The 23,346-nt window shown below is 62.8% G+C and carries 21 protein-coding genes; 13 read left to right on the forward strand and 8 right to left on the reverse strand.

The window, feature by feature from the left end:
* Positions 1-3: 3 nt before the first annotated feature.
* Positions 4-1,062, forward strand: a complete 1,059-nt coding sequence (locus ACEN84_RS29770; RefSeq protein WP_413711573.1) for an ABC transporter ATP-binding protein — start codon at positions 4-6, stop codon at positions 1,060-1,062.
* 5 nt (positions 1,063-1,067) lie between these two features.
* Here the strand turns inward: ACEN84_RS29770 and ACEN84_RS29775 are convergent, their stop codons facing one another.
* Complete coding sequence (locus tag ACEN84_RS29775; RefSeq protein WP_413712518.1) at positions 1,068-2,042, reverse strand: glycoside hydrolase family 25 protein; 975 nt, start codon at positions 2,040-2,042, stop codon at positions 1,068-1,070.
* A gap of 454 nt (positions 2,043-2,496) precedes the next feature.
* Here ACEN84_RS29775 and ACEN84_RS29780 point away from each other — a divergent pair, with 454 nt between their 5' ends.
* Positions 2,497-2,817, forward strand: coding sequence for a hypothetical protein (locus ACEN84_RS29780; protein ID WP_112712207.1), 321 nt, complete (start codon positions 2,497-2,499; stop codon positions 2,815-2,817).
* Positions 2,818-2,821: 4 nt separating this feature from the next.
* Here the strand turns inward: ACEN84_RS29780 and ACEN84_RS29785 are convergent, their stop codons facing one another.
* The gene (locus ACEN84_RS29785; RefSeq protein WP_413711574.1) at positions 2,822-4,174 is read right to left on the reverse strand and encodes a sigma-54-dependent transcriptional regulator; all 1,353 of its coding nucleotides are present in this window, start codon (positions 4,172-4,174) and stop codon (positions 2,822-2,824) included.
* On the reverse strand, positions 4,171-6,024 hold the full coding sequence (locus ACEN84_RS29790) for a sensor histidine kinase (RefSeq protein ID WP_413711575.1): 1,854 nt from the start codon (positions 6,022-6,024) through the stop codon (positions 4,171-4,173). The genes ACEN84_RS29785 and ACEN84_RS29790 overlap by 4 nt, the downstream gene beginning before the upstream one ends.
* Before the next feature lie 221 nt (positions 6,025-6,245).
* On the opposite strand from ACEN84_RS29790, the gene ACEN84_RS29795 reads away from it, so the two are divergent.
* On the forward strand, positions 6,246-7,571 hold the full coding sequence (locus ACEN84_RS29795) for a dicarboxylate/amino acid:cation symporter (protein WP_130283629.1): 1,326 nt from the start codon (positions 6,246-6,248) through the stop codon (positions 7,569-7,571).
* 70 nt (positions 7,572-7,641) lie between these two features.
* On the opposite strand, the gene ACEN84_RS29800 is transcribed toward ACEN84_RS29795, so the two are convergent.
* A complete protein-coding gene (locus tag ACEN84_RS29800) occupies positions 7,642-8,253 on the reverse strand; it encodes a TetR/AcrR family transcriptional regulator (protein WP_413711576.1) in 612 nt (203 codons plus the stop codon).
* A 99-nt stretch (positions 8,254-8,352) separates the two neighbouring features.
* Between ACEN84_RS29800 and ACEN84_RS29805 the strand changes: the two genes are divergently transcribed.
* Together ACEN84_RS29805 and ACEN84_RS29810 are read left to right on the forward strand one after the other, a co-directional pair.
* Positions 8,353-9,183 (forward strand): SDR family NAD(P)-dependent oxidoreductase, encoded by an 831-nt coding sequence (locus tag ACEN84_RS29805; protein ID WP_413711577.1) that lies wholly within the window; start codon positions 8,353-8,355, stop codon positions 9,181-9,183.
* Between the two features lie 83 nt (positions 9,184-9,266).
* The gene (locus ACEN84_RS29810) at positions 9,267-9,899 is read left to right on the forward strand and encodes an NAD-dependent dehydratase (RefSeq protein ID WP_413711578.1); all 633 of its coding nucleotides are present in this window, start codon (positions 9,267-9,269) and stop codon (positions 9,897-9,899) included.
* Between the two features lie 6 nt (positions 9,900-9,905).
* Here the strand turns inward: ACEN84_RS29810 and ACEN84_RS29815 are convergent, their stop codons facing one another.
* The 3 genes from ACEN84_RS29815 to treZ all read right to left on the reverse strand — a co-directional run bounded on the left by ACEN84_RS29815 (position 9,906) and on the right by treZ (position 14,140).
* Entirely contained in the window at positions 9,906-10,733 is an 828-nt protein-coding gene (locus tag ACEN84_RS29815) for an endonuclease/exonuclease/phosphatase family protein (protein ID WP_203431045.1), read from the reverse strand.
* 90 nt (positions 10,734-10,823) lie between these two features.
* Positions 10,824-12,287, reverse strand: coding sequence for a phospholipase D-like domain-containing protein (locus ACEN84_RS29820; RefSeq protein ID WP_413711579.1), 1,464 nt, complete (start codon positions 12,285-12,287; stop codon positions 10,824-10,826).
* A 77-nt stretch (positions 12,288-12,364) separates the two neighbouring features.
* The gene (gene treZ / locus ACEN84_RS29825) at positions 12,365-14,140 is read right to left on the reverse strand and encodes a malto-oligosyltrehalose trehalohydrolase (RefSeq protein ID WP_413711580.1); all 1,776 of its coding nucleotides are present in this window, start codon (positions 14,138-14,140) and stop codon (positions 12,365-12,367) included.
* 281 nt (positions 14,141-14,421) lie between these two features.
* Here treZ and ACEN84_RS29830 point away from each other — a divergent pair, with 281 nt between their 5' ends.
* The 3 genes from ACEN84_RS29830 to ACEN84_RS29840 all read left to right on the forward strand — a co-directional run bounded on the left by ACEN84_RS29830 (position 14,422) and on the right by ACEN84_RS29840 (position 18,063).
* Complete coding sequence (locus ACEN84_RS29830) at positions 14,422-14,682, forward strand: DUF2934 domain-containing protein (protein WP_112712227.1); 261 nt, start codon at positions 14,422-14,424, stop codon at positions 14,680-14,682.
* Positions 14,683-15,014: 332 nt separating this feature from the next.
* Positions 15,015-15,185 (forward strand): hypothetical protein, encoded by a 171-nt coding sequence (locus ACEN84_RS29835; protein WP_165402756.1) that lies wholly within the window; start codon positions 15,015-15,017, stop codon positions 15,183-15,185.
* 154 nt (positions 15,186-15,339) lie between these two features.
* Positions 15,340-18,063: a response regulator gene (locus ACEN84_RS29840; RefSeq protein WP_413711581.1), complete on the forward strand. Its 2,724-nt coding sequence runs from the start codon at positions 15,340-15,342 to the stop codon at positions 18,061-18,063.
* A gap of 4 nt (positions 18,064-18,067) precedes the next feature.
* On the opposite strand, the gene ACEN84_RS29845 is transcribed toward ACEN84_RS29840, so the two are convergent.
* Positions 18,068-18,424 (reverse strand): hypothetical protein, encoded by a 357-nt coding sequence (locus ACEN84_RS29845; protein WP_413711582.1) that lies wholly within the window; start codon positions 18,422-18,424, stop codon positions 18,068-18,070.
* A gap of 168 nt (positions 18,425-18,592) precedes the next feature.
* Here ACEN84_RS29845 and ACEN84_RS29850 point away from each other — a divergent pair, with 168 nt between their 5' ends.
* From ACEN84_RS29850 to ACEN84_RS29870, 5 genes are all read left to right on the forward strand, one after another.
* Positions 18,593-18,907, forward strand: a complete 315-nt coding sequence (locus ACEN84_RS29850) for a plasmid stabilization protein (RefSeq protein ID WP_413711583.1) — start codon at positions 18,593-18,595, stop codon at positions 18,905-18,907.
* An 83-nt stretch (positions 18,908-18,990) separates the two neighbouring features.
* On the forward strand, positions 18,991-19,722 hold the full coding sequence (locus ACEN84_RS29855; protein WP_413711584.1) for a glutathione S-transferase: 732 nt from the start codon (positions 18,991-18,993) through the stop codon (positions 19,720-19,722).
* Positions 19,723-19,733: 11 nt separating this feature from the next.
* Positions 19,734-20,540, forward strand: coding sequence for a Ku protein (locus ACEN84_RS29860; protein ID WP_413711585.1), 807 nt, complete (start codon positions 19,734-19,736; stop codon positions 20,538-20,540).
* Between the two features lie 129 nt (positions 20,541-20,669).
* Positions 20,670-21,860, forward strand: a complete 1,191-nt coding sequence (gene fdhA, locus ACEN84_RS29865) for a formaldehyde dehydrogenase, glutathione-independent (RefSeq protein ID WP_130283607.1) — start codon at positions 20,670-20,672, stop codon at positions 21,858-21,860.
* A gap of 257 nt (positions 21,861-22,117) precedes the next feature.
* The gene (locus ACEN84_RS29870; protein WP_413711586.1) at positions 22,118-23,344 is read left to right on the forward strand and encodes an MFS transporter; all 1,227 of its coding nucleotides are present in this window, start codon (positions 22,118-22,120) and stop codon (positions 23,342-23,344) included.
* Positions 23,345-23,346: the final 2 nt, after the last annotated feature.

The following is a 23,346-nucleotide window of genomic DNA, read 5'->3' on the forward strand; positions in this document are numbered from 1 at the left end:
GTCATGGCAAGCGTCACGATCGACAAGGTCGCCAAGCGTTTCGGCAGCGCCGAGGTCATCCACGGCATCGACGCGGCGATCGGCGACGGCGAATTCGTCGTCCTCGTCGGGCCGTCGGGCTGCGGCAAGTCTACCCTGCTGCGGATGATCGCCGGGCTTGAGGACATTTCCGGCGGCACGATCTCGATCGGCGGAAAGGTGGTCAACACCCTGCCGCCGAAGAGCCGCGACATCTCGATGGTCTTCCAGAACTATGCGCTCTACCCGCATATGACCGTCGAGGAAAACATGGCCTTCTCGCTGACGCTCGCCGGCGCCAGCAAGGCCGAGAAGCAGAAGAAGGTCCGCGAAGCCGCCGAGATCCTTGGTCTCGAAAGCCTGCTGAAACGCAAGCCGAAGGCGCTTTCCGGCGGCCAGCGCCAGCGCGTCGCCATGGGCCGCTCGATCGTCCGCAATCCGCAGGTCTTCCTGTTCGACGAGCCGCTCTCCAATCTCGATGCCAAGCTGCGCGTCCAGATGCGCGGCGAGATCAAGAGCCTGCACCGGCGTTTGGGAACGACGATGGTCTATGTGACGCATGACCAGGTCGAGGCGATGACCATGGCCGACCGTATCGTCGTCATGCAGGCCGGGCGCATCGAGCAGATCGGCACGCCGCTGGAGCTTTACGACCGCCCGGCGAACGCCTTTGTCGCGCAGTTCATCGGCTCGCCGGCGATGAACCTGTTCCCGGCAACCGTATCCGCCGGACAGCTGGTGCTGCAGGGCGGACAGGCTTCCGGTCTCGCCACGCCGGCCGGTGTGAAAGACTGCCAGAAGCTGCTCATCGGCAAGCGCCCCGAGGAAATCGCCCTCGGCCCGGAAGGGTCGCTCGAGGCCACCGTCGAGAATATCGAGCCGACCGGTTCGGAAACCTTCCTCGAGCTGAAGCTCGGCAGCCAGCTGGTCTCGGCGGTTCTGCGCGAGCGGCCTTGGTTCGAGGTCGGCAGCAGCCAGAAGCTGTCGCTATCGAAGGGTGCTATCCATGTCTTCGATGCCGATAGCGGCCAGCGGATCGGCTGACGGCGTCAGCGGCGGCCGTCGCCGGGGATCGCCGAGGTGATCAGCAGATCAGCGTCATATTGTTTGATATAGACGCCCGGAAGCTCGATCTTAGCGAGGATCAGCGGCGGATCAGGATCCTGCGGCGGCAACAAGCCGCCCTGGGCCCAGATCGCCTTCAGCTGGTCGCGCGGGACCGGAGCGAGATTGACGTCAATATCGGTCAGCGTTCCCGGCACGCGATAGGGACAGCGCCGCTTCGAGCAGTTCGCCGCCGAAGAGAACTGCCAGAGGAAATATTGCTGCCAGTTTCCCATCGGGAAGACGCCATCGACGCCGGGCTTGTAACGCGCATACCAGATCGGCAGCCGTGACAGGATGCGGTAGGTCTGCCGGTAGGCGGCGATATAGCGGGCGGTCACATGGTTGGTGTAGAGGATCGGATAGCGGCCGGTCCGGGCGCGGATATGCCCCGCGAAGATCTGCGCATCGGCCAGCGACATATACTGCTCGCCATCGAGCCCTTCGAGATCGAGCACCATCAGATCGTCGGGGCCGGGCTCCGCATAGTCGAGGAAATGGTTTGCCTGGTCGATCGGATTGCCGGGCCGCGCCAGATGGTAGGCGCCCCATAGCAGCCCGCTCTGCTTGGCGATGAATTTGCGCGTCTGGTAGAGCTCGCGACTCACCGCATATTTGCGCCACATCGTCTTGCAATGGGCGGTCGTATCGCCGCGATGCTCGCCGCTGCAATCGAACACTTCAGGCAGGCCGTCCGATGCCTTGGAGATCACGCCGGCGATCCGCTTGTCGGTGAGCAAAGCCTGCCAGTCGATCGGGTTCATCTCATAGGCGTCGACGACAAGTGCCGCGTCGGGGCTGTTCCAGGGGGCCGGATCGCGGGCGCAGGCTCCGGAAGCGGCGAGCCAGAAGCAGGCCGCGATCAGATATGCAAACATCGATATATGCGACAGCCGCATCGATCGCCCTCTGCCTCGCATCATGTTTATATTAGCTGATTCTTGCGCGAAGCTGCGCAAGGCGTGGCGCATCGAGGCTGGCGGGTAGAACGCCTACCACTTTCGGCCAAATTGCCGATCGAGCCCCGCGCGAGCATATCCAACTGGCTATGGTGGGCAGGACAGATGACCGCCACCAAAGGCGGGGCCCGTTGAACCGGAATTCGGCGGGCCTCACTTCCTCAGCGCCCGAGCGCAACACGCGAATTGCGCACCGTCCATCCACCCGATCGCCCCCACATCCCGGCCCGCCACGAAAGTTGCGTCACGGCAGTGTCACGCGACAGGCCAAATGCTTTGTGGTTATGTCCCGGCGCCGAGGGGCTGTGGGGGCCTCTCTCAATCCGAAAATCCGATGACGGGCTCGCCTTCGTATCGCGTGGCGGGCTCAAGACTTTTTTGTCGTGGCAGGGCAGTGCAGCGTGAGGAGGCACATATGTCCAGTACCAACGCCTTCATTACGGAACTGATCCGGGCTGCAAACCAGATCGACAGATTGAGCCATACCGATGCCCGAGGACTGATCCTCAGGGCCGTCACGATGATCCGCGACATGCGCACGCGGGTCGGCATGCCGAACAACAGCAGCTATGATACCGTGTTCGATCTCCTGAAGATCGCGTCATCGCCGGAGCGGCACCAGCTTTCGGAACTCGCCCGGGCACTATTGATGGCGGCAGACATGCTGCGCACCCTCTATCTCGTGGTGGACAGCAGCCCCGAGATCACCGTGGCCGGGATCACGCAATCCCGGTGATGCCTCAGCGCTTATCTGCATAGTCGCTGCGGACGATGCCGTGGCGCTGCAGCTTGTCGTAGAAGGTCTTGCGGGGAATGCCGAGCGCCGCAATCGTCTGCTGCACATTGCCGCCGAAGGAGGTCAGCGTCTCCCGGATGATGCCCGCCTCATAGCGGTCCAGCCGCTCCGGGAGCGGCATCTCCGCGCCCGCAGCCGGTTCGATCTCCGCCACCGGTTCCGGCGGCTGCATGTCGAGCACCGTGCGTTCGGCGAAATGGGAGAGTTCGCGGACATTGCCCGGCCAGTCATGTTCCTTCAGATGCCGGGCAATGGCTGGTGTCAGCGATGGAATATCGCGCTCGAAGCGGCGGGCGGCGCGTTCGGCGAAATAGGTGAAAAGCAGCGGGATGTCGTCGCGCCGTTCGCGGAGCGGCGGAATTGCCAGCGTCACGACATTCAGCCGGTAATAGAGATCCTCGCGAAAGCTCTGGCGCTGCGAGGGATCGCCGAGATCGACCTTGGCGGCGGCGACGACGCGCAGGTCAACCGGGCGGACCTCATTGGTGCCGAGCGGCGTGACCTGCCGCATCTCCAGGACGCGCAGCATCTGCACCTGTGTCGAAAGCGGCATGCTCTCGATCTCGTCGAGAAACAGCGTGCCGCCGCTCGAATGCTCGATGCGCCCGACGCGTTTCTTCTGCGCGCCGGTAAAGGCGCCCGGCTCATGGCCGAAGAGCTCGCTTTCGATGATCTGCTCCGGCAGCGCGCCGCAATTCAGTGCCACGAAATTGCCCTTGGCACGGCGGCTCCAGCCATGCAGCAGGCTTGCGACGACTTCCTTGCCGCTTCCGGTCTCGCCGGTCACGAGCACGTCGACATCGGTATCGGCGATCTGCCGCAGCATGTGGCGCAACCGTTCCATGACAGGCGTCTGGCCGATCAGCGGCATGCCCTGCTCAGCCTGCTGCGCCGCCTCCCGAAGGCTGCGATTTTCGATAACGAGCGCCCGCTTCTCAGCCGCCCGGCGCACGCATTGAACGAGACGCTCGGTCGCGAAGGGCTTGGCGATGAAATCATAGACGCCGTCCTGGATCGCCTTGACGGCCATCGGGATATCGCCGTGGCCGGTCATCAGGATGACCGGCAGTTCGTGATCCATCTGCCGGATGCGCTGAAACAGCTGCAAGCCGTCAAGGCCGGGCATCCTAATATCGGAGACGACCACGCCAGCGAAATTCCGCTCGATCCTGCCGAGCGCCTCGGCGGCCGATGAAAAACGGCTGACCTCGAAGCCCGCAAGTTCCAGCGTCTGGCCGGTCGCGCGCAGCAGATCCTTGTCGTCGTCGATCAGGAAGACCGGAGTTGCGCTGCTCATGTCGAAGCCTTCTTGAGATGGACGATGAAACGGGTGCCGGCCGGGCCGCTCTCGACCTCGATACTGCCGCCGTAATCCGAAACGATATCCTTGGAGATGACGAGACCGAGGCCGAGGCCCTTCTCCTTCGAGGAGTTGAAGGGCTCGAACAGCGCCTCGAGAATATCGGAAGCAATGCCCGGTCCGTTATCGGCGACCGCTATGGCGATATCCTCGTTGGCGGCGGTCACGGCCACATCCACGCGCCCGCCATCCTGTGCCTCCACGGCTTCCAGCGCATTCTGGAAGAGGTTGATGAAGACCTGTTCCAGCCGCAGCCGGTTGCCCATCACCTTCAGACCTTCGGCGACGGTGGCGACGGCGAGCATATCCAGCCTGCCGGTGAAGCGGCTGCGGAGCAGCATCAAGGCACCCTCGATCACCTCACCGACAGCGACCGGCTCGGCCACCGCCCTGCCCCGCCGCGCGAGCGCCTTCAGATCCTCGGTGATGGTGCCGATCCGCTCGGTGAGGCCGGCGATGAGCTCAAGATTTTCAATCACCGGCGCCACCTGCTGGCGCTCCAGATAGACCTTCGAATTGTCGGCATAGGCGCGGATCGTTGCGACGGGCTGGTTGATCTCGTGAGCAACCCCGGCGGCGACCTGGCCGAGAATGGCAAGCCGGTTGGCCTGGACGAGATCCTGTTGCACGGACTGCAGACGCGCATCGGTCTCGCGATGCCTGACGATTTCGGCCTGAAGATTGTCGCGGGTCTCGCTGAGATCGCGCGTCCGCTCGGTCACTCGCCGCTCCAGTTCCTCCCGCGCTGCTTCCTGGCGCACGATGGTCATCAATGCCGCCTCGCGGCGGCGCAGCCAGATGGCCGCGATGGCGATCGCCGTCAGCAGCACCAGCGCCGCGACCAGCAGAGCCTCGCGGATGGCCGCGGCCACCGGAATTTCGACCGGCAACAGGTACTCGAAAGTCCAGTTCGTCGAGGGCACCGGCGTCATGATCTTGAGATAGGTGGCGGCGCGGCCGCCGGGAAGAATGGCGCGGATCAGCCCGGCATCGGCGCCGAACGCCTTCTCGACCTGAAACGGCAGCGGCAAGAGCGGCGCATCGCCGAACTGCAGGCTTTCGCGGATCGCCGCGAGGCCATCGGGCGACAGCGCCTCCGTCGTCATGAACCGCCAGGAGGGAATGCTGGTGATCAGCACGACATTATGGTCATCGACGACGAAGGCCGGGCGTTGCGTATCGCTCCAGTCGCTCTCCAGCTGGTCGAATTCCATCTTGACGACGACGACGCCGAGCGGCGCGGAGGCCGGCCCGATCCGGTGCGAAATGTAGAGGCCGGGACGCTTGCTGACCGAGCCGAGGGCAAAATGCTCGGCCATGCCCTCGCGCATGCCGCGGGTGAAATAGTTGCGGAACGTATAGTCGTTGCCGACGAAACTGGTCGCCTCGTGCCAGTTGCTCGCCGACACCGCGATGCCGTCGGCGCCGACGACATAGATCACCGCGGCGTTGGTGCCGTTGACCAGATCCTCGAGCTTGCGGCTCAGCGCATCCTTCTTCTCCGGCCCCGGCGTCGTCAGCGCATCCTCGACATCGCGGTCGCGCGACAGGAGCAAGGGCAGCGCTCGTGGCCGCTCCAGCACGGCCTGCAGCAGCGCCACTTTCAGGTTGGCATCGGTGCGCCCCTGCTGCTCCAGCGCGGCGAGCGCTGCCGAACGGCCGTAGATCGCGGCGGCAGTCAGCGCGGCTGCTGCGATCAAGGCCGAGATCAGCGCGAAGGCAATCCACGTCCGGCGAATGCCGAGCCGTAGGCGCGCTTCTTCAGTCCGTGGGAGTGCAAGAGACATCGCAGATATTGAGCATAAATCCGCACTTTCTTCAAATCAAATCGTGCGAAATTACGCACAATGCCTAGCCGCGCGTTATATGGCCAGACAGACAACGTAACAAAAACATGATGTTACCTGTCAGTTTCGAGTTTGGCACGCCGATTGCTGTTCCCTTAGCGATGAAACGCAATTCGCCCGGGAGAGCCAGGATTCCCTGGTTGGGCGACATGGAGGATAACATGGACATTGCACACCAGGACACGCAGCCGCGTGCACCACTGCCGTTTTACCGGCATCTCTACGTACAGGTCATCGCCGCCATCGTGGCCGGCATCCTGCTCGGCCACTTCTATCCCGATACCGGCACCGCGCTGAAGCCGCTCGGCGATGCCTTTATCAAGCTCGTGAAGATGATCATCGCACCCGTCATCTTCCTGACCGTCGCCACCGGCATTGCCGGCATGTCGGATCTGAAGAAGGTCGGCCGCGTCGCCGGCAAGGCGATGATCTACTTCCTCGTGTTCTCGACGCTGGCGCTTGCCGTCGGCATGCTGATCGCCAACGTTCTGCAGCCGGGCGCCGGCATGCATATCTCGGCCGCTTCGCTCGATGCCAATGCCGTCTCCAGCTACGCCAGCAAGGCGCATGACGCGACGATCACCGGCTTCCTGATGAACATCATTCCGGATACCATCGTCGGTGCCTTCGCGCAGGGCGATATCCTGCAGGTGCTGTTCTTCTCGGTCCTCTTCGGTATCGCGCTCGGCATGGTCGGCGACCGTGGCAAGCCGGTGCTCGATTTCCTCAACGCCCTGACCGCCCCGATCTTCCGCCTCGTCGCCATCCTGATGAAGGCCGCTCCGATCGGCGCATTCGGTGCCATGGCCTTCACCATCGGCAAATACGGCATCGGCTCGATCGCCAATCTCGCCTTCCTGATCGGCACCTTCTATGTGACGTCGCTGCTCTTCGTCATCGTCGTGCTCGGCGCCGTTGCCAAGTATAACGGTTTCTCGATTTTCGCGCTGATCCGCTACATCAAGGAAGAGCTGCTGCTGGTTCTCGGCACCTCCTCGTCGGAAGCTGCCCTTCCCGGCCTGATGCAGAAGATGGAACGCGCCGGCTGCAAGCGCTCGGTCGTCGGTCTCGTCATCCCGACCGGCTACTCGTTCAATCTCGACGGTACCAACATCTACATGACGCTGGCGGCCCTCTTCATCGCCCAGGCGACGGATACGCCGCTGAGCTTCGGCGACCAGATCCTGCTGCTGCTCGTCGCGATGCTGAGCTCCAAGGGTGCCGCAGGCATCACTGGCGCCGGCTTCATCACGCTCGCCGCCACGCTCTCCGTCGTTCCCTCGGTTCCGGTTGCCGGCATGGCGCTGATCCTCGGCATCGACCGCTTCATGTCCGAATGCCGCGCGCTCACCAACTTCGTCGGCAATGCCGTTGCCACGATCGTTGTCGCCCGCTGGGAAAACGAACTGGACACGAAGATGCTCGCCAGCGCTCTTTCCGGCCAGATGCCTGAAGAGCAGGTTCCTGCCCTGCAGGCGGCCGAATAGTTCCTCCCAAGGAATGAGACCGCGGTCTCCGAAAGGCCCGCCGCTTGCGGCGGGTCTTTTTCGTTCCGGCCTATCCGGTCGTCAGGCCTGGCTGACGCTGAAGGAGATCAAAGCCCTCATCGATGTAATGCGTAAGCGGATGCGCTGCGTCTGCCTGCCGCCAGTTCTCTTTGGCGAAGCGCAGGGTTCCCATGGCGATGATCGCCGCCAGCCGCAAGCCCGGCCGTCTGGCCGCGTCCGGCCATAGTTCGCACATCGCGTCTGCCAGCACATCTTCCATCTGAATGTGCAGCGCATCCTTGCGGAGCCGCAGTGTTTCCGTCGATCGCAGGATCCGGTCGGCGAGAATGGATTCCTTGCTCTCATAACGCGAAGCCAGAATGAGAAATGTCTTGCGAGCAGCCTCCAGCGGCGGCTGTTCCGGCGACTGCGCCAGAAATGTGGGCCGCAGCATGTCAGGGATGTCACCGCTTTCGTGGGCGAGAAGAACGTCCTCTTTCGACTTCAAGTACGAGAAGAACGTCCGGCGCGATATTCCCGACGCCGCCGCGATCGCATCGAGCGTCGTGGCCTCATAGCCGTTTTCCATGAACAGTTTCAGGCCGGTCTTGGCGATGCGGTCGAGTGTCGACCTGCGTTTGCGCTCGCGCAAGCCGATGGGGGCGGTGTCAGCAGTTTTCATGACGACCACTCTTACCGCAAAAAAGGCACTTGCCAAACTTGCACTCAGTGCGATATTTATTTTGCACTCAGTGCAATTACGTTAACGGAGAACAGCAGGATGACATCGCCCAAAGTTTGGTTCATTAGCGGCGCGGCCAGGGGATTCGGACTTGTCTGGACCGAGGCCGCTCTGCGGCGCGGTGACAAGGTCGCCGCCACCGCACGCGACACCAGATCGCTCAACGATCTGGCGGCCACCTATGGCGACGCGGTCCTCATCCTGCCGCTCGATGTCACAGATCGCAGCGCCGTCTTCGACGCGGTCGGCAAGGCGCATAGCCACTTCGGACGCCTCGACGTCGTGGTCAGCAATGCAGGCTACGGCTATTTCGGCGCCATCGAGGAGATCGAGCCCGAACAGGCCAGGGTCAATTTCGACACCAACCTGTTCGGCACGCTCTGGCTGATGCAAGCCGTCTTGCCGATCCTGCGCGCGCAGGCCAGCGGTCACATCATAGCGGTATCGAGCATCGGCGGCGTGATCGGCTTCCCGACGGGCGGGACCTATACGGCGACCAAATTTGCGATCGAAGCCATGTCGGAAAGTCTGGCTGCGGAGGTCGCGGCATTCGGCATCAACGTCACGATCCTCGAGCCCGGCCACTTCACCACGGGTTTCGGCTCATCGGCCCGCTCTGCGCCGGCCATCGAGGTCTATAATCCAATACGCCAAGCCATTCGCGCCTCGTTCAAGCCTGAGGATTTTGGCGACCCGGAAGCAACCAGCGCAGCACTCTTCCAAGCGGTCGACGCCGATAAACCGCCACTACGCCTGGCGCTCGGCACGGGAACTATCACGAAGTTCAGATCGGCCTACGAGGCGCGACTGAGTAACTGGGCCCAGTGGGAAACCGTCACCAATGCTGCTCAGGGCAGCCCTGGCGTCTAGATCGCATACCCCGGCGATCGCTTGACGGTTTCCGGGGCGTGGCGTTCTCTACGGGTCGTTATCTCAAGTTGTGAGAGTGGAAAATGAAGCTGCTATTGCTTGGCGCGACGGGACTTGTCGGCAACAAGGCATTGGAGTTGGCGCTTGCCAACGCCGCAATCTCGGAGGTCATTGCGCCGACAAGAACGCCGCTCCCCGCCCGCGACCGGTTGCTGAACCCCGTCGCAGAGCGTCTGGAGGAGCTTTTCCGGGTCTCCATCGCCCGCCAGCCGGACGCGGTTCTGTGCGCTCTCGGCACGACGCAAGCCAAGGCCGGCTCGAAGGAAGCGTTTCGCTACGTTGACCACGAACTGCCGATTGCTTTCGGCAGGGCTGCGTTTGACGCCGGTATCAAGACCTATGCCCTCGTGTCCGCCATGGGCGCTTCGGCGACATCCGTCAACTTTTACACGCGGACGAAAGGCGAGGTCGAACGGGACATTCAGAAGATCGGGTTTCAATCCCTGACGATCTGCAGGCCGAGCCTGATCGGCGGCGAACGGAAGGAGACGCGGCGGGCGGAAAGAGCGGCGCTGGCATTGGTCCGGCTTCTGGCGCCGGTTCTGCCGAAGAAATTCCATCTCAATCCGGCGGAAGCGATTGCTGCTGCCGCGCTGGATGCGGTTATCGCCGCAAAGCCCGGCAACCACTTCATTTACGCCGAGCAAATGCGCTGACAAAGCCTATGCCGTTGTCAGTTTTTCGATCTGCTGCAGATTGACGATCGCCTTGATCGGCAGGTGGTCCGAGGCGACGCGGGAGAGCGGTGTGTCGTGGGCCTCGACCGTCGTCAGCACGCCCTTTCGGTTCGCCATGATCCGGTCGAGCGCCAGGACAGGCAGGCGCGCCGGGAAACTGGGAACGGCGGGCGGTTGCGGGCCGAAGGCCGACTGAAAGGTGTTGAGCGAGGAGCGGTCGCCCAACCGCCACTCGTTGAGATCGCCGAGCAGGATGGTCGGCATCTCGTGGCGGTCGTTCATCAGTTCCACCAGCATCTGCGCCTGGCGGGCGCGTGAATGGCGCAGCAGCCCGAAATGGGCGGCGATGATGCGCAAGGCGCCGCCGCGTTCGAGTTCGATTTCGGCAACGAGGGCGCCCCGCGGCTCCAGTCCCGGCAGAACGATCTGGTGGACGTCGCGGACAAGCCCCTTCTTGAACAGCACGACATTCCCGTGCCAGCCATGCGCCTTCGCCATGCCGGAGACCGGCACCGGGATCAGCCCGGTCTCGCGCTCCAGGCGGGAGAGATCGAGAATGCCTGTCCGCTCCCCGAAACGGGTGTCGGCCTCCTGCAGGGCGATGACGTCGGCATCGATCTCGTGGATGACGCGGCTCGTACGCTCAGGATCGAAGCGGCGGTCGACGCCGACGCATTTATGGACGTTGTAGGAGGCAATCAGCGTGCCCTCGGCGCGGGGACGCGCCTCGGCAAGCGCAGCTTCCAGCCGCTTCTTCCTGTTGCGGATCGAAGCGAGGATGTTAGCGGGGAGGCTGTCTTTTCTGGCATGCATCGGAGTGGGCATGGCTCCGTTGATCGAAAGTGGCTCTGGAAGGGATTATAGGCAGCACGCCGCGGGCGGCCATAGCTTGCGTCAAGAAAATCAGAGATAGGGCGAACCGAGCCACAGCACCTTTTCGACCAGCCGCACATAGAAAGGTCTCGACCGCAGTCCCTCGAGCGTGACGGGCGTTGCCGTGCGCAGGAGTTCCTCGACATGCTCGTCGATCTCGGCGGCAAATCCCTCGTTGAAGACTTCGAGGTCGATCTCGAAATTCAGCCGCAGCGATCGTGGATCGATATTCGACGAACCGACATAGGCCCAGGCGCCATCCACCGTCAGCAGCTTCGAATGGCTAAAGCTGCCAGTCGCCCGCCAAATGCGGCAGTAATTCTTGAGGATCTGGTCGAACTGCGCCGTCATCGCCCTGTCGACCAACATCAGATTATTGACGGCGGGCACGACGATATCGACCTCGACGCCGCGACGTGCTGCCGTGACCAGCGCGCTGATCAGCTCCCGATCGGGCAGGAAATAGGGCGACATGATGCGGATCGACTTGCGTGCCACCGAGAAGGCACCCATCAGCATCTTGTGATTGGTTTCGACGCTGCGGTCAGGACCGGAGGCGACGACGCGCATGAAAACGGGATCGCCGGGTTCGCGCTCTGGTGTCTCGATCCGCCAGGGCTCTCCGTTCAGGAGTTCGCCGGTCGCAAAGCGCCAGTCTTCGGCGGCCACGTCGAAGAGATCGGCGACGGCGGGGCCGGTCACCGAGAAATGCGTGTCGCGGGCATAGCCCTCGCCCGATATCTCCTCGCTGAACCCCTCGCGGATGTTCATGCCGCCGGTCAGCGCCATCCGGCCGTCGACGATGACGATCTTGCGGTGGGTGCGCAGATTGGCATAGGGCAGCCGGAGGCCCATGATGACATTGCCGTTGAACACCGAGACGGTGACGCCCCCCTCCGAGAGATAGCCGAGAATGCTCGGCACCGAATAGCGGGCGCCGACCGCGTCGATCAGCACGCGAACCTCGACGCCGCGCTTGACGGCCGCGATCAGCGCATCGGCGATCCTGAGGCCGATCTTGTCGCGATCGAAGATGTAGGTTTCCAGAAGCACGCTGCGCGCGGCGCCATCGATCGCCGTCTTCATGGCGCGATAGGCATCGTCGCCATTCTCCAGCATGTCCATCGTATTGCCCGTCGTCAGCGGATTGCGCGCGACGCGATCGCCGAGCGTCTGCAGCGCGGCGAAACGGTAGCCGAAGCCGCCGATGACCATCTCGGCGTCGGCATCGAAGGTCTCGAGTTCATCGAGCTCATCCTCGGGCAGCAGCGCGTCGCGCCGCAGGCTGAGCGACTTGCGGCGGATGCGGTTGACACCGGCGATCGCATAAAGCACGGCGCCGACGATCGGCGACAGGATGATGACGCCGACCCAGCCGATCGCCGCGCGCACCTCTTCCTTGGTCATGGCAGCATGAATCGCCGCCGCTGCTCCCATGGCGATCGATATGACGAAGAGAATATGCGGCCAGTAAGTCGATATGAGATAGAACATCGGCTCGAAATATAGACGTAAAGTGGCGGCGTTCAATTCGCCGCCCTTCGCGTTCTGCGCGAATTTTTCATCAGCGATCAGGCAATAGCGAAAACAACCATGTTCGGCGCGTAAAGCCTGCTATCCGGCGGCGCGCCATAAATCGGCCGGCTGCTGGCGGCGGGGAGCGTCAACGGCTCCCGCGAAAGGTTGGCGCGCAGCTGCAGCACCGCACCCTCCATCTGCCAATCGATCGCCAGGCCGCCGTCCGTGGTCTCCAACGCCTTCGCATGCATCCGGCCGGTCTCCTTGATCAGCGGAACGATATGCAGCTGGCGGAGACGGGCAAGCTCGCGCACGAGATCTCTCCGGCGCCGGCCTTCCGGGCTTTCGGCGCGCTGCCATTGCAGCTTCGAGCCGTCGAAGGTCGATTGGTCATTCGGGTCCGGCAGCTCATCCTTCGAGCGGCCGTCCTTCAATCCGCCAAAACCTTCCGCCTCGGCCATGCGACCCTTGCGGACGATCTCGCCGAGTTCGCCCGCATAGTCGCAGAAGAAATAGAAGGGCTGGCTCTCGCCATAGTCCTCGCCCATGAACAGGAAGGGCATCTGCGGCGACAGCATCATGATGGCGGTCAGCGCCTCGACCGTCTCTTGCGGGGCGAGGCTGACGAGACGCTCGCCGAAGGCGCGGTTGCCGATCTGGTCGTGGTTCTGCAGGAAGTTGATGAAGGCTTCCGGCGGCAGGTAGACGCGCTCGCCGTCAGGCAGCACAGGCGGATCGGCCCGGTCGGGATAGACAAAGCCGTGCTGCAGGGCGAGCCGGGTCTTCTGCCAGAGGTCCCCGGCGAAGGCGGCGTAGTGGCCATCAGCCTCGCCAGTCGCGATGATATGGGCGACGTGATGGAAGTCGTCGTTCCACTCGGCGGTGAAGGCCTTGATGCCGCCGCGGGTGTCGCGTTCGAGGAGGCTCACCAGGTTCCGCTGGTCCTCGACCACCAAATGCACCTTGCGATCGGGAAACGCGGCCCGCACCTCCTGCGCCAGTTCGTCGAGCACATGGCGTGCGGACGTGTCGTGGATCTGCTCGACGGCGTCGAGTCTCAGGCCATCCAGCCGGAAATCGCCGATCCAGTAGAGCGCATTGTCGATGAAATAGCGGCGCACCGCCGGTTGGCTGAAATCGATGGCATCGCCCCAGGGCGTCGCCCGGTCGGTGCGGAAGAACTCCGGCGCGTAGCCGTGGAGATAATTTCCCTCCGGCCCGAAGTGATTATAGACGACATCGAGCAGCACCATGATGCCCTCGGCATGCGCGGCATCGATGAAGGCGCGGAACTCATCCGGCGTGCCATAGGCGGGATGCGGCGCATAATGCAGCACGCCGTCATAGCCCCAGCCGCGTCGGCCCGCAAATTGTGCCACCGGCATGATCTCGATTGCGGTAATCCCTGCCGCCGCGAGATCGGCGAGCTGTTCGGCGGCACCGGCGAAAGTGCCTGCTTGCGTGAAGGTGCCGATATGGATTTCGCTGATGACGGCCTCTTCCCAATCGCGGCCCGTCCAGCTGTCGGAGCGCCAGCGGTAGTCGGAGGAAGCGACAAGAGATGGGCCGTGGACATCGCCCTTTTGGCGGCGGGCGGCTGGGTCGGGTACTGCGCGACCATCCCCGGTGACGAAGGCATAGGCGTCGCCCGCTCTCACGTCGGCGATCGCCGCCTCGAACCAGCCATCCTCGAAACGCACCATCGGCATATCGCGGCCATTGAGGCGCAGCGAGACCTCGGCCTCTCCCGGCGCCCACAGACGAAAGCGCATACCGCCGTCGATTGCTTGCGGCCCCCAGGCCATTCTGCGCTTTCCCGTCTTCTGCATGCCTACCCCGCTTGATCCGATGCGACGGGTCGTGAACTGCCGGGAGCGGCCGCTTGTTCCCTGCGGCGTTGGCGTTTTCGCGCGGGATGCGCGAACGCCGCTTTATTGGGCAGAAAAGTACAAACCACTGAATATTAAAGAGGCTTCACTGCCCATTTATGCTGCAGCGCAAACAATGTTTTGCAGTGTGTCAAAATTCTTCTTGAAACTGCATGATTCCTCTGGAACCATCCCACCTAGTCTAGCGTTTGACTGCGGCATGTTGTGACGGGAGATCAGCGATGGCAGAAACTCGCGAAGAGTGGATCAAGAAGCGTGCATATGCTCTCTGGGAAGAAGAGGGCCATCCGACGGGGCGCGATTCAATTCATTGGGAGCAGGCAAGGAAGGAGCGTGAGACGCTCGAAACCTCTGCGGCCTCCAAGGACGGCACCGAAGTAAAGACCAAGGCAAAGCGGACCGCAACGACCGGCACCAAGACCAATGGCGCCGTCAAAGCTGCAGCCGCTCCGAAGAAGACGGCAAGCCGCAAGTCTGCCTGAAGGCAGACGAAGCAGCATGCCAGTCGGCGACGCGCAGACGCGATGAAAACCGCGTCCGCTGTTTCATGTCATATATCTGAATTACTTGCGTTTTATGGTGTGATTCAAGGGCGGTTCGCGCCCCGGGGGATAATTCCAGGAAAATGGCGTCAACAGCGGGGCAACTTCAAAAAATTGCCGTGAAATGGCCACGAATGGCGGAACCAAAGATCGCCTCGAATGTTTATGGCGAGAATGGGAGAACCGCTATGAACAAAGGCTATTTCGACGTCATCCTCGTGTCCCTGATTGTAGCCAGCTGCTACATGTTCGTCGTTCCGGTGTGAGGGGAAATGCTGGTCCTGACGATCGCCGCTCTCGCCTATCTGATCCTGGCTCTCGGGCTGGTGCTTGCGATCGACAACATGGTCGGTTTCGTCTTTCCTGAACGCCGCACCACATCGGGCCGCTTCTTCGATATCGCCAAGGCGATCGCTGCGGCGCAGCGCTTCAATCGCAAGTAAAATTCTTCCACCCGGCAGTTATTCGCCTCAGTGAATACACGCGTGTTAAGCTTATTTTCCGCAAGCCCTTTCCCTATACGTGCGACCCTCTATTTTAGCTGCAATTGGGCAGCATCGCGCCGCGTCTTCGCGGCTTGGCACGGAAGTGAAATGAATGACGGGGCAGACTGAAGGCGATTGGCCGAAAGGTGGCGGCGAAATCGGCAAGATGCTCCGGGATCCAGCATTCCACGCCTCGGGCATAGGGCCTGTCGATCAATGGCCTGCCTCGCTGCGCTATTACGCCGACGCGATGCTGAACTCCCGCCATGCGAAGTTTGTCGCCTGGGGTCCCGACCTCGCCTTCATCTATAACGATGCCTATGTGCCCGTTTTCGCGGAGCGCCACCCGCAGGCGCTCGGCCGTCCGTTCCGTGAGGTCTGGAGCGATATCTGGCAGCAGTTCGAACCGATCGTGAAGGCGACGCTGAGCGGCCAGGCACAGCTTTTCGAGGAACTGCTGGTTCCGATGCGGCGCGCCGGCAAGGTCGCCGATACCTGGTTCACCTTCTCCTACACGCCCCTGCGCGATGAAACCGGCTCGATAGCCGGTATCCTCTGTGCCACCATGGAAGTCTCGGCGCAGGTGATGGCCAAGCGGCGCGAGCGGCGCGCGCTGGATGAGTTGCGGATCAAGTCCGACGCATTGTCGATCGTCAACGCCGCCGGTGCGGCGATCACCGCCGAGCTTAATGTCGAGCGGCTGACGCAGACTGCCGTCGATGCCGGCGTGGCGCTGACCGGGGCCGAATTCGGCGCCTTCTTCTACAATGTCGACGACGGCGAAGGCGGCAGCTACATGCTCTACGCGCTGTCGGGCGTCGACCGGAAGAATTTCGAGCGCTTCCCGATGCCGCGCAACACCAAGGTTTTCGCGCCGACGTTCAGCGGCGAGGGCGTGGTGCGCTCCGACGATATCCTGCAAGATCCGCGCTACGGCAAGAACGCACCGCATCAGGGAATGCCGAAGGGGCATCTGCCAGTGCGCAGCTATCTCGCCGTGCCGGTCAAATCCCGTGACGGAAGCGTGATCGGCGGCCTGTTTTTCGGTCACGCCCAGCCCGGACGGTTCAACGATGCGGCCGAGGCAAGTCTTGTCAGCCTCGCCGGTCAGGCAGCTGTTGCCATCGACAATGCGCGGCTCGTTCGCGCCCAGGAGATGGAGATCAACCAGCGCCGCAATGTCGAGGAGCAGTTGCGCCGCCTCAACGAGACGCTCGAAGTGCGCGTCGCTGCCGAGATCGCCGAACGCCAGCAGGCCGAGGCCGCCCTGCAGCAGGCCCAGAAGATGGAATCGATCGGCAAGCTCACCGGCGGCGTGGCGCACGACTTCAACAATCTGCTGCAGGTCATCTCAGGAAATCTGCAGCTGCTCGGCAAGGATGTCTCCAGCAATACCCGCGCCAAGGAGCGTATCTCCAATGCGCTGACCGCTGTCGATCGCGGATCACGGCTGGCGAGCCAGCTCCTCGCCTTCGGCCGCCGCCAGCCGCTGGAGCCGAAAGTCATCAATGTCGGCCGCTTCGTCGCCGGCATGGACGACATGCTGCGACGCGCGCTCGGCGAAGAGATCGAGGTCGAGACCGTCGTCTCCGGCGGTCTCTGGAACACCTTTGCCGATCCGATCCAGATCGAGAATGCGCTGCTGAACCTCGCGATCAACGCTCGCGATGCGATGGACGGTTCCGGCAAGCTGACGATCGAAGTTGGCAATGCCTTCCTCGACGATTCCTATAGCCGCACCCATCCCGAGGTCGTGCCTGGGCAATATGTCGTGCTCGCGGTCACCGATACCGGTTCGGGAATGACTGCCGATGTCATCGAGCAGGCTTTCGAGCCGTTCTTCTCCACCAAGCCGGAGGGCAAGGGTACCGGCCTCGGGCTCTCGATGGTCTATGGCTTCGTCAAGCAATCGGGCGGCCACGTGAAGATCTACAGCGAGGTCGGAGAGGGCACGACGATCAAGCTCTATTTGCCGCGCTCCTTCCAGAGCGAGGACCGGATCGCCAGCAGCGAGACGGTTCCGGCCGTCGGCGGCACCGAAACCATCCTGGTCGCCGAGGACGATGAGGGCGTCCGCGCCACCGTCGTCGAGATGCTGACCGATCTCGGCTATTACGTTCTGAAGTCGCGCGATGCGCAGAGCGCGCTCACCGTCATCGAAAGCGGCGTCCACATCGATCTGCTGTTCACCGACGTCGTCATGCCCGGCACGCTTAAGAGCCCGGAGCTTGCCCGCATGGCGCGCGAGCGGCTGCCGCATATTGGCGTGCTCTATACGTCAGGATATACCGAAAACTCGATCGTCCATGGCGGACGGCTGGATCCGGGCCTCGAACTGCTCTCGAAGCCCTATACGCGCGAAGCGCTCGCCCGGAAAATCCGCCATGTGCTTGCCAATCAGGCGCAGCGCCGCCAGGGGCATGCAGCGGCCTCCGCCGCTCCCGGTACGCCGCCGCGCGAGATCATTCAGGAAAAGCTGAAGCTGCTCCTGGTCGAGGACGACGCCTTCATCCGCATGGATACCGCCGAGATCCTGCAGGATCTCGGTTATGAGGTGATCGAGGCGGAAAGCGGCGAGCGCGGCGTGGAGATCCTGGCAGCCGCGGCGATCGATATCATCGTCGCCGATGTCGGCTTGCCCGGCATGTCCGGCCCGGCGTTCGCGGCCAAGGCGCGGGCAGCCTTTCCCTCGGTCGGCATCGTCTTTGCGACCGGGAACAGCAGCCTGCCGGAAGCGGCCCGCTTTACCGGCTCGGTGCTTTTGACCAAGCCGTTCAGCAGCACCGCTCTCGACAAGGCCGTCAAGACCGCCGCGTTGCAGCGCCCGATTGCCTGAGACCTCAGAAACCATCGAGCTTATGGCTGCCGTTGTTGAACTCCGGATATTTGCGGACGATATCGTCCGTGCTGGTGCAGCTGTCGTCGCGGGCGACGAGCTCCACGGATAGCGCATCGCCGCTGCCCAGCTCTCCGCCCGGGCGATAGACGGGAATGCGTGCACCGCTGGCGCTGATCAGGACGGCATCGCTGCCGAAGCCACGCTGCAGCAGCCAATCGCGTGGCGCGAGCAGCCGTACGCTGATCTCAAAGGACCGGCCTGTGCCCTTCCTTACCTTGAGGCTGTAGGCAACAGGCGACAGCTGGCCATTCAGATCGATCTTGCCGTTTCCATCGGCTTCGCTGATGTGGTTATCCATCTCTCTGCTCCTTCCTGTTTGGTCATCAGGTTTGCAGGACTTGCCCCCAAAAACAGGGTTAACGCGGCTTTTGTTCCGTTTACGTAAGAATCGTTCTGCAGCGCAAAAAGAGCGGAACCTTTCAGGTTCCGAACGGTTGGAATCTCTTTGCAGCAAGAGGAGGCAGCCATGCCCAGAGGCGATAAATCGGCCTATACCGACAGGCAGAAGCGCAAGGCAGGACACATCGAAGAAGGCTACGAAGACCGCGGCGTTTCCCATAAGGAAGCCGAACGCAGGGCCTGGGCCACCGTCAACAAGGAAGAAGGCGGCGGCAACAAATCAGGCTCCGGACGCGGCAAGAAGGACACCCACGTCTCCTCCGAGAAGGGCGGCCGGATCGGCGGCAAGGCATCGGCATCACGCCCAGCGGCAGAGCGTTCGGCGTCTGCCAAGAAGGCCGCAGCGACCCGGAAGCGCAATGAGCAGCACGCGCATCATTGACGCACGAGCCGCGCCCCGTTGACGGATAGGCAAGCCGCCACATTTCAAGGGGTGGAACAGGATGACGCTAGCCGGGGAATTGCATGGCATACGAGCTCTACTATTGGGACGGAATACAGGGGCGCGGCGAGTTCGTGCGCCTGGCGCTCGAGGAAGCTGGCGCCAGCTATATCGACGTGACGCGCGAATCCGGCAGCGATCGCGGCACCGGTGCGATGATGAAGATCATGGAAGGTAGCGCAAGCGCCGAAATCCCCTTCGCGCCACCCTTTCTGAAGGATGGCGATCTGATCGTCTCGCATGTCGCCAATATCCTCTTCTATCTCGGAGCGAAGCTCGACCTGGCGCCGAAGCACGATACGGCGCGCTATGTGCTCAACGGCCTGCAGCTGACGATCACCGATTTCGTCGCTGAGGTGCACGACACACACCACCCCATCGCGACCTCGCTCTACTATGAGGACCAGAAGGAAGAGGCGAAGGCCCGCTCGGCCGAATTCATCAAGGAACGCATCCCGAAGTTCCTCGGCTATTTCGAGCGCGTCATCGCCAACAATCCGAAGGGAACGGCGCATATCTCGGGCAGCAAGCTTAGCTATGTGGACCTGTCTCTGTTTCAGGTGCTCGAAGGGCTGCGCTATGCTTTCCCGAAGGCGATGAAGGGCTCCGAGAAGCAATATCCGTTGTTGCAGGCGCTGCATGACATGGTCGAGCAGCGGCCGAATATTGCGGCCTACCTGAAATCGGATCGCCGCCTCGCCTTCAACATAAACGGCATCTTCCGCCACTATCCCGAACTCGATCAGGCTGCGTGAGGAGACGAGCCATGCCCCGGCAGACATTCTGGAAAGGCTACCTGAAGCTCTCGCTGGTGACGGCACAGGTATCGCTGACGCCTGCGACGACGGACAGCAACAAGGTTCGGTTCAACGTCCTGAACCGCAACACCAAGAACCGCGTCGAAAGCCGCTATGTCGACAGCGTCACCCATAGGCCGGTTGCGGCCAAGGAGCAGGTGAAGGGCTATCCGCGTGGCGAGGACGACTATGTGCTGCTCGAGGATGCCGAACTCGACGAGGTCGGTCTCGAGAGCACGCGGACGATCGATATCGACAGCTTCGTGCCGCGCGGCTCGATCGACTGGATCTGGTACGACAAGCCGCATTTCCTGGCACCTGAAGACAAGGTCGGCACCGAGGCCTTCTGCGTCATCCGCGAAGCGATGGCCGCAAACGACGTGGTCGGCATCGCGCGGCTGGTGCTTTACCGCCGCGAACGCGCTGTGCTTCTGGAGCCGCAGGGCAAGGGCATCGTGCTCTGGACGCTGCATTATGGCGACGAGCTGCGCGAGCCTGTCGGCACCGTCGATATCGGCGCCAAGCCGGATGCCAAGGTGCTGGCAATGATGAAGAAGCTGGTGAAGGACCAGACGCAGGACTGGAGCCCGGCGATGATGCAGGATCCGGTGCAGAAGCGGCTGCAGAGCATCATCCGCGCCAAGCTGAAGACGATGAAGAAGATGACGCCGGTCAAGAAGACGCCGCCGGTGAAATCGACCGGCAATGTCGTCAACATCATGGACGCGCTGAAGAAGAGCCTGGCGAAGGAAAGCGGCCAGCCGAAGCGTCATTGAGCGGCCAATTCCGGACCCAAACCGTCGCATTCGGAACGGTGCCTGTTTCCATATCCTCTAATCTGTGAGCACAGCCCGCAGCGGGAGGAGCCGCGCGGGATGGCGACATTTTCAACGGAGGAGACGAAAATGAGCAAGAACAGAGGCGTGGTCTATCTGCGGCCCGGCAAGGTGGAAGTCCGCGACATCGACGATCCGAAGCTGGAAGCGCCGGATGGCCGCCGCATCGAGCATGGCGTCATCCTGAAGGTTATCTCGACCAATATCTGCGGCTCCGACCAGCACATGGTCCGCGGCCGCACGACCGCGATGCCGGGCCTGGTTCTCGGCCATGAAATCACCGGCGAAGTCATCGAAAAGGGCGTCGATGTCGAGATGCTCGAGATCGGCGATATCGTCTCCGTTCCGTTCAACGTCGCCTGCGGCCGCTGCCGCTGCTGCAAATCGCAGGACACCGGCGTCTGCCTGACGGTCAACCCGTCGCGCGCCGGCGGCGCCTACGGCTATGTCGACATGGGCGGCTGGATAGGCGGACAGGCACGCTACGTCACCATCCCCTACGCCGACTTCAACCTACTGAAGATCCCGGATCGCGACAAGGCGATGGCCAAGATCCGCGATCTGACGATGCTGTCCGACATCCTGCCGACCGGCTTCCATGGCGCGGTCCGCGCCGGTGTCGGCGTCGGCTCGACTGTCTATGTCGCCGGTGCCGGCCCGGTCGGCCTTGCCGCTGCAGCTTCGGCCCGTATCCTCGGCGCTGCCGTCGTCATGATCGGCGACTTCAACAAGGATCGTCTCGCCCATGCCGCCAAGGTCGGCTTCGAGCCGATCGACCTGTCGAAGAGCGACCGTCTCGGCGACATGATCGCCCAGGTCGTCGGCACCAATGAAGTCGACAGCGCGATCGACGCCGTTGGTTTCGAGGCCCGCGGTCACTCGGGCGGCGAGCAGCCGGCAATCGTCCTGAACCAGATGATGGAAATCACCCGCGCCGCAGGCTCGATCGGCATTCCGGGCCTCTATGTCACCGAAGATCCGGGTGCGGTGGACGCAGCCGCCAAGCAAGGCAGCCTGTCGCTGCGCTTCGGCCTCGGCTGGGCAAAGGCGCAGTCCTTCCATACCGGCCAGACGCCGGTCCTGAAGTACAATCGCCAGCTCATGCAGGCGATCCTGCACGACCGCCTGCCGATCGCCGATATCGTCAACGCCAAGGTCATCTCGCTCGAAGACGCCGCTCAGGGCTATGAGAGCTTCGACCAGGGTGCAGCGACGAAATTCGTCCTCGACCCGCATGGCGTGGTCTCCAAGGCAGCCTGATTTCGGAAGGGCGGCGCAAGCCGCCCTTTTCATTTCCGCACGCGATTGACCGGCCCAAAGTTTGCCGGTAGCTCTAGGGCATGATGATCGCGACGGTTCTCGTAGTGGTGATAGGGCGCATGGGCAGGATGGCGTAGCCATCCGGCGAAAGCACCCATGCGCGGTAAGCAGGCTCCCGGCGGGGCCTTTTTTATTGCCCGGATTCCGGGCAGCGGCCTGCCGGACATCCCTCTTCCCATCACCCGAGAGACCGACCGATGACCGGAAATTCCGCATCCGAACTCACGCGCACACGCCAACCCAAACCGCCGCGACTGATCACGCTTATCCTGCTGACCGCCCTCTCCGTCCTGCCCGTCAATCTGATCCTGCCGTCGCTTCCCGAGATCGCCACCGATCTGCGCACCGATCCGGCTCTGGTGGCTCTCAGCGTCGCGGCCTATGCCGCACTGACCGCCTTTGCCGAAATCATCGGCGGCGCCCTGTCCGACCGCTTCGGCCGCAGGCCGGTGGTCTTTGTCTCGCTGTCGATCTTCATTCTCGCTTCGGCGGGTTGCGCGTTAGCGGGCAATATCCATGTCTTCCTGCTCTTCCGCACCTTGCAGGCGGCGATCGCCGCCTGCTTTTCCATCGCGCTCGTCATCGTCAAGGAAGGCTGGGGCGGGCAGAAGGCTGCCAGCAAGTTCGGCTATCTCGCCATGGGCTGGGCAGTCGCGCCGATGGTCGGCCCGACGATCGGCGGAGCCGTCAGCGAGCTCTTTGGCTGGCGGGCAGATTTCGTGATGTTCGCCGCGCTCGGCGCAATCATGCTGGCGCTTGCCGCGCATGAAATCCGTGACGATGCTGGCGTGCAGCGATCGCACGCGCACGGCTATTTCGCGCCGTACCGGCTGCTGCTCGGCTCGCCGCGTTTCCTTGTCTATGCCGCCTGCATGGCCTGCTCGATGGGGACGCTCTACGTTTTTCTTGCCGGGGCTCCGCTGGTCATGAATGAGGCGCTCGGAGGATCAAGCGCCAAGCTCGGTCTCTACATGGGCATGGTGCCCGCCGGCTTCATTCTCGGCAGCTATCTCGCGGGACGTTATGCCGGCCGCGTTCCAATCGCCGTCATACTGATCGCCGGACGGACGCTGACATGTACCGGTTTGCTCGGCGGCCTGGCGCTCGCGATCGCCGGGATCACCGCCCCTCCGGCCTTCTTCGCAGCCTGCATCTTCATCGGCATCGGCAACGGGCTGACCATGCCTGCCGCCAATTCCGGCATATTGGCCATCCAGCCCGATCTGGCAGGAACGGCCGCAGGGCTGGCGGCCGCTGTCAGCGTCGGCGGCGGTGCGGTGATCGCTTCGATTGCCGGACTTCTCCTCGATGAGGCCTCGACCGGGCGGGAATTGCTCTGCGTGATCCTGATCCCGGCGACATCGGCCCTTGTTGCAGCAGGTCTCGCGGGATTGCTGGACCGCCGGAAGACGGTTGCGGCATGATG

Source organism: Rhizobium sp. Rhizsp82 (genome assembly GCF_047325115.1).
Lineage (GTDB): Bacteria > Pseudomonadota > Alphaproteobacteria > Rhizobiales > Rhizobiaceae > Rhizobium.

Bases quoted from the DNA above. Each gene is read 5' to 3' on its own strand.
- ACEN84_RS29770 (WP_413711573.1), top strand. From the start codon at position 4: ATGGCAAGCGTCACGATCGACAAGGTCGCCAAGCGTTTCGGCAGCGCC.
- ACEN84_RS29775 (WP_413712518.1), bottom strand. From the start codon at position 2,042: ATGCGAGGCAGAGGGCGATCGATGCGGCTGTCGCATATATCGATGTTT.
- ACEN84_RS29780 (WP_112712207.1), top strand. From the start codon at position 2,497: ATGTCCAGTACCAACGCCTTCATTACGGAACTGATCCGGGCTGCAAAC.
- ACEN84_RS29785 (WP_413711574.1), bottom strand. From the start codon at position 4,174: ATGAGCAGCGCAACTCCGGTCTTCCTGATCGACGACGACAAGGATCTG.
- ACEN84_RS29790 (WP_413711575.1), bottom strand. From the start codon at position 6,024: ATGTCTCTTGCACTCCCACGGACTGAAGAAGCGCGCCTACGGCTCGGC.
- ACEN84_RS29795 (WP_130283629.1), top strand. From the start codon at position 6,246: ATGGACATTGCACACCAGGACACGCAGCCGCGTGCACCACTGCCGTTT.
- ACEN84_RS29800 (WP_413711576.1), bottom strand. From the start codon at position 8,253: ATGAAAACTGCTGACACCGCCCCCATCGGCTTGCGCGAGCGCAAACGC.
- ACEN84_RS29805 (WP_413711577.1), top strand. From the start codon at position 8,353: ATGACATCGCCCAAAGTTTGGTTCATTAGCGGCGCGGCCAGGGGATTC.
- ACEN84_RS29810 (WP_413711578.1), top strand. From the start codon at position 9,267: ATGAAGCTGCTATTGCTTGGCGCGACGGGACTTGTCGGCAACAAGGCA.
- ACEN84_RS29815 (WP_203431045.1), bottom strand. From the start codon at position 10,733: ATGCATGCCAGAAAAGACAGCCTCCCCGCTAACATCCTCGCTTCGATC.
- ACEN84_RS29820 (WP_413711579.1), bottom strand. From the start codon at position 12,287: ATGTTCTATCTCATATCGACTTACTGGCCGCATATTCTCTTCGTCATA.
- treZ (WP_413711580.1), bottom strand. From the start codon at position 14,140: ATGCAGAAGACGGGAAAGCGCAGAATGGCCTGGGGGCCGCAAGCAATC.
- ACEN84_RS29830 (WP_112712227.1), top strand. From the start codon at position 14,422: ATGGCAGAAACTCGCGAAGAGTGGATCAAGAAGCGTGCATATGCTCTC.
- ACEN84_RS29835 (WP_165402756.1), top strand. From the start codon at position 15,015: ATGCTGGTCCTGACGATCGCCGCTCTCGCCTATCTGATCCTGGCTCTC.
- ACEN84_RS29840 (WP_413711581.1), top strand. From the start codon at position 15,340: ATGACGGGGCAGACTGAAGGCGATTGGCCGAAAGGTGGCGGCGAAATC.
- ACEN84_RS29845 (WP_413711582.1), bottom strand. From the start codon at position 18,424: ATGGATAACCACATCAGCGAAGCCGATGGAAACGGCAAGATCGATCTG.
- ACEN84_RS29850 (WP_413711583.1), top strand. From the start codon at position 18,593: ATGCCCAGAGGCGATAAATCGGCCTATACCGACAGGCAGAAGCGCAAG.
- ACEN84_RS29855 (WP_413711584.1), top strand. From the start codon at position 18,991: ATGGCATACGAGCTCTACTATTGGGACGGAATACAGGGGCGCGGCGAG.
- ACEN84_RS29860 (WP_413711585.1), top strand. From the start codon at position 19,734: ATGCCCCGGCAGACATTCTGGAAAGGCTACCTGAAGCTCTCGCTGGTG.
- fdhA (WP_130283607.1), top strand. From the start codon at position 20,670: ATGAGCAAGAACAGAGGCGTGGTCTATCTGCGGCCCGGCAAGGTGGAA.
- ACEN84_RS29870 (WP_413711586.1), top strand. From the start codon at position 22,118: ATGACCGGAAATTCCGCATCCGAACTCACGCGCACACGCCAACCCAAA.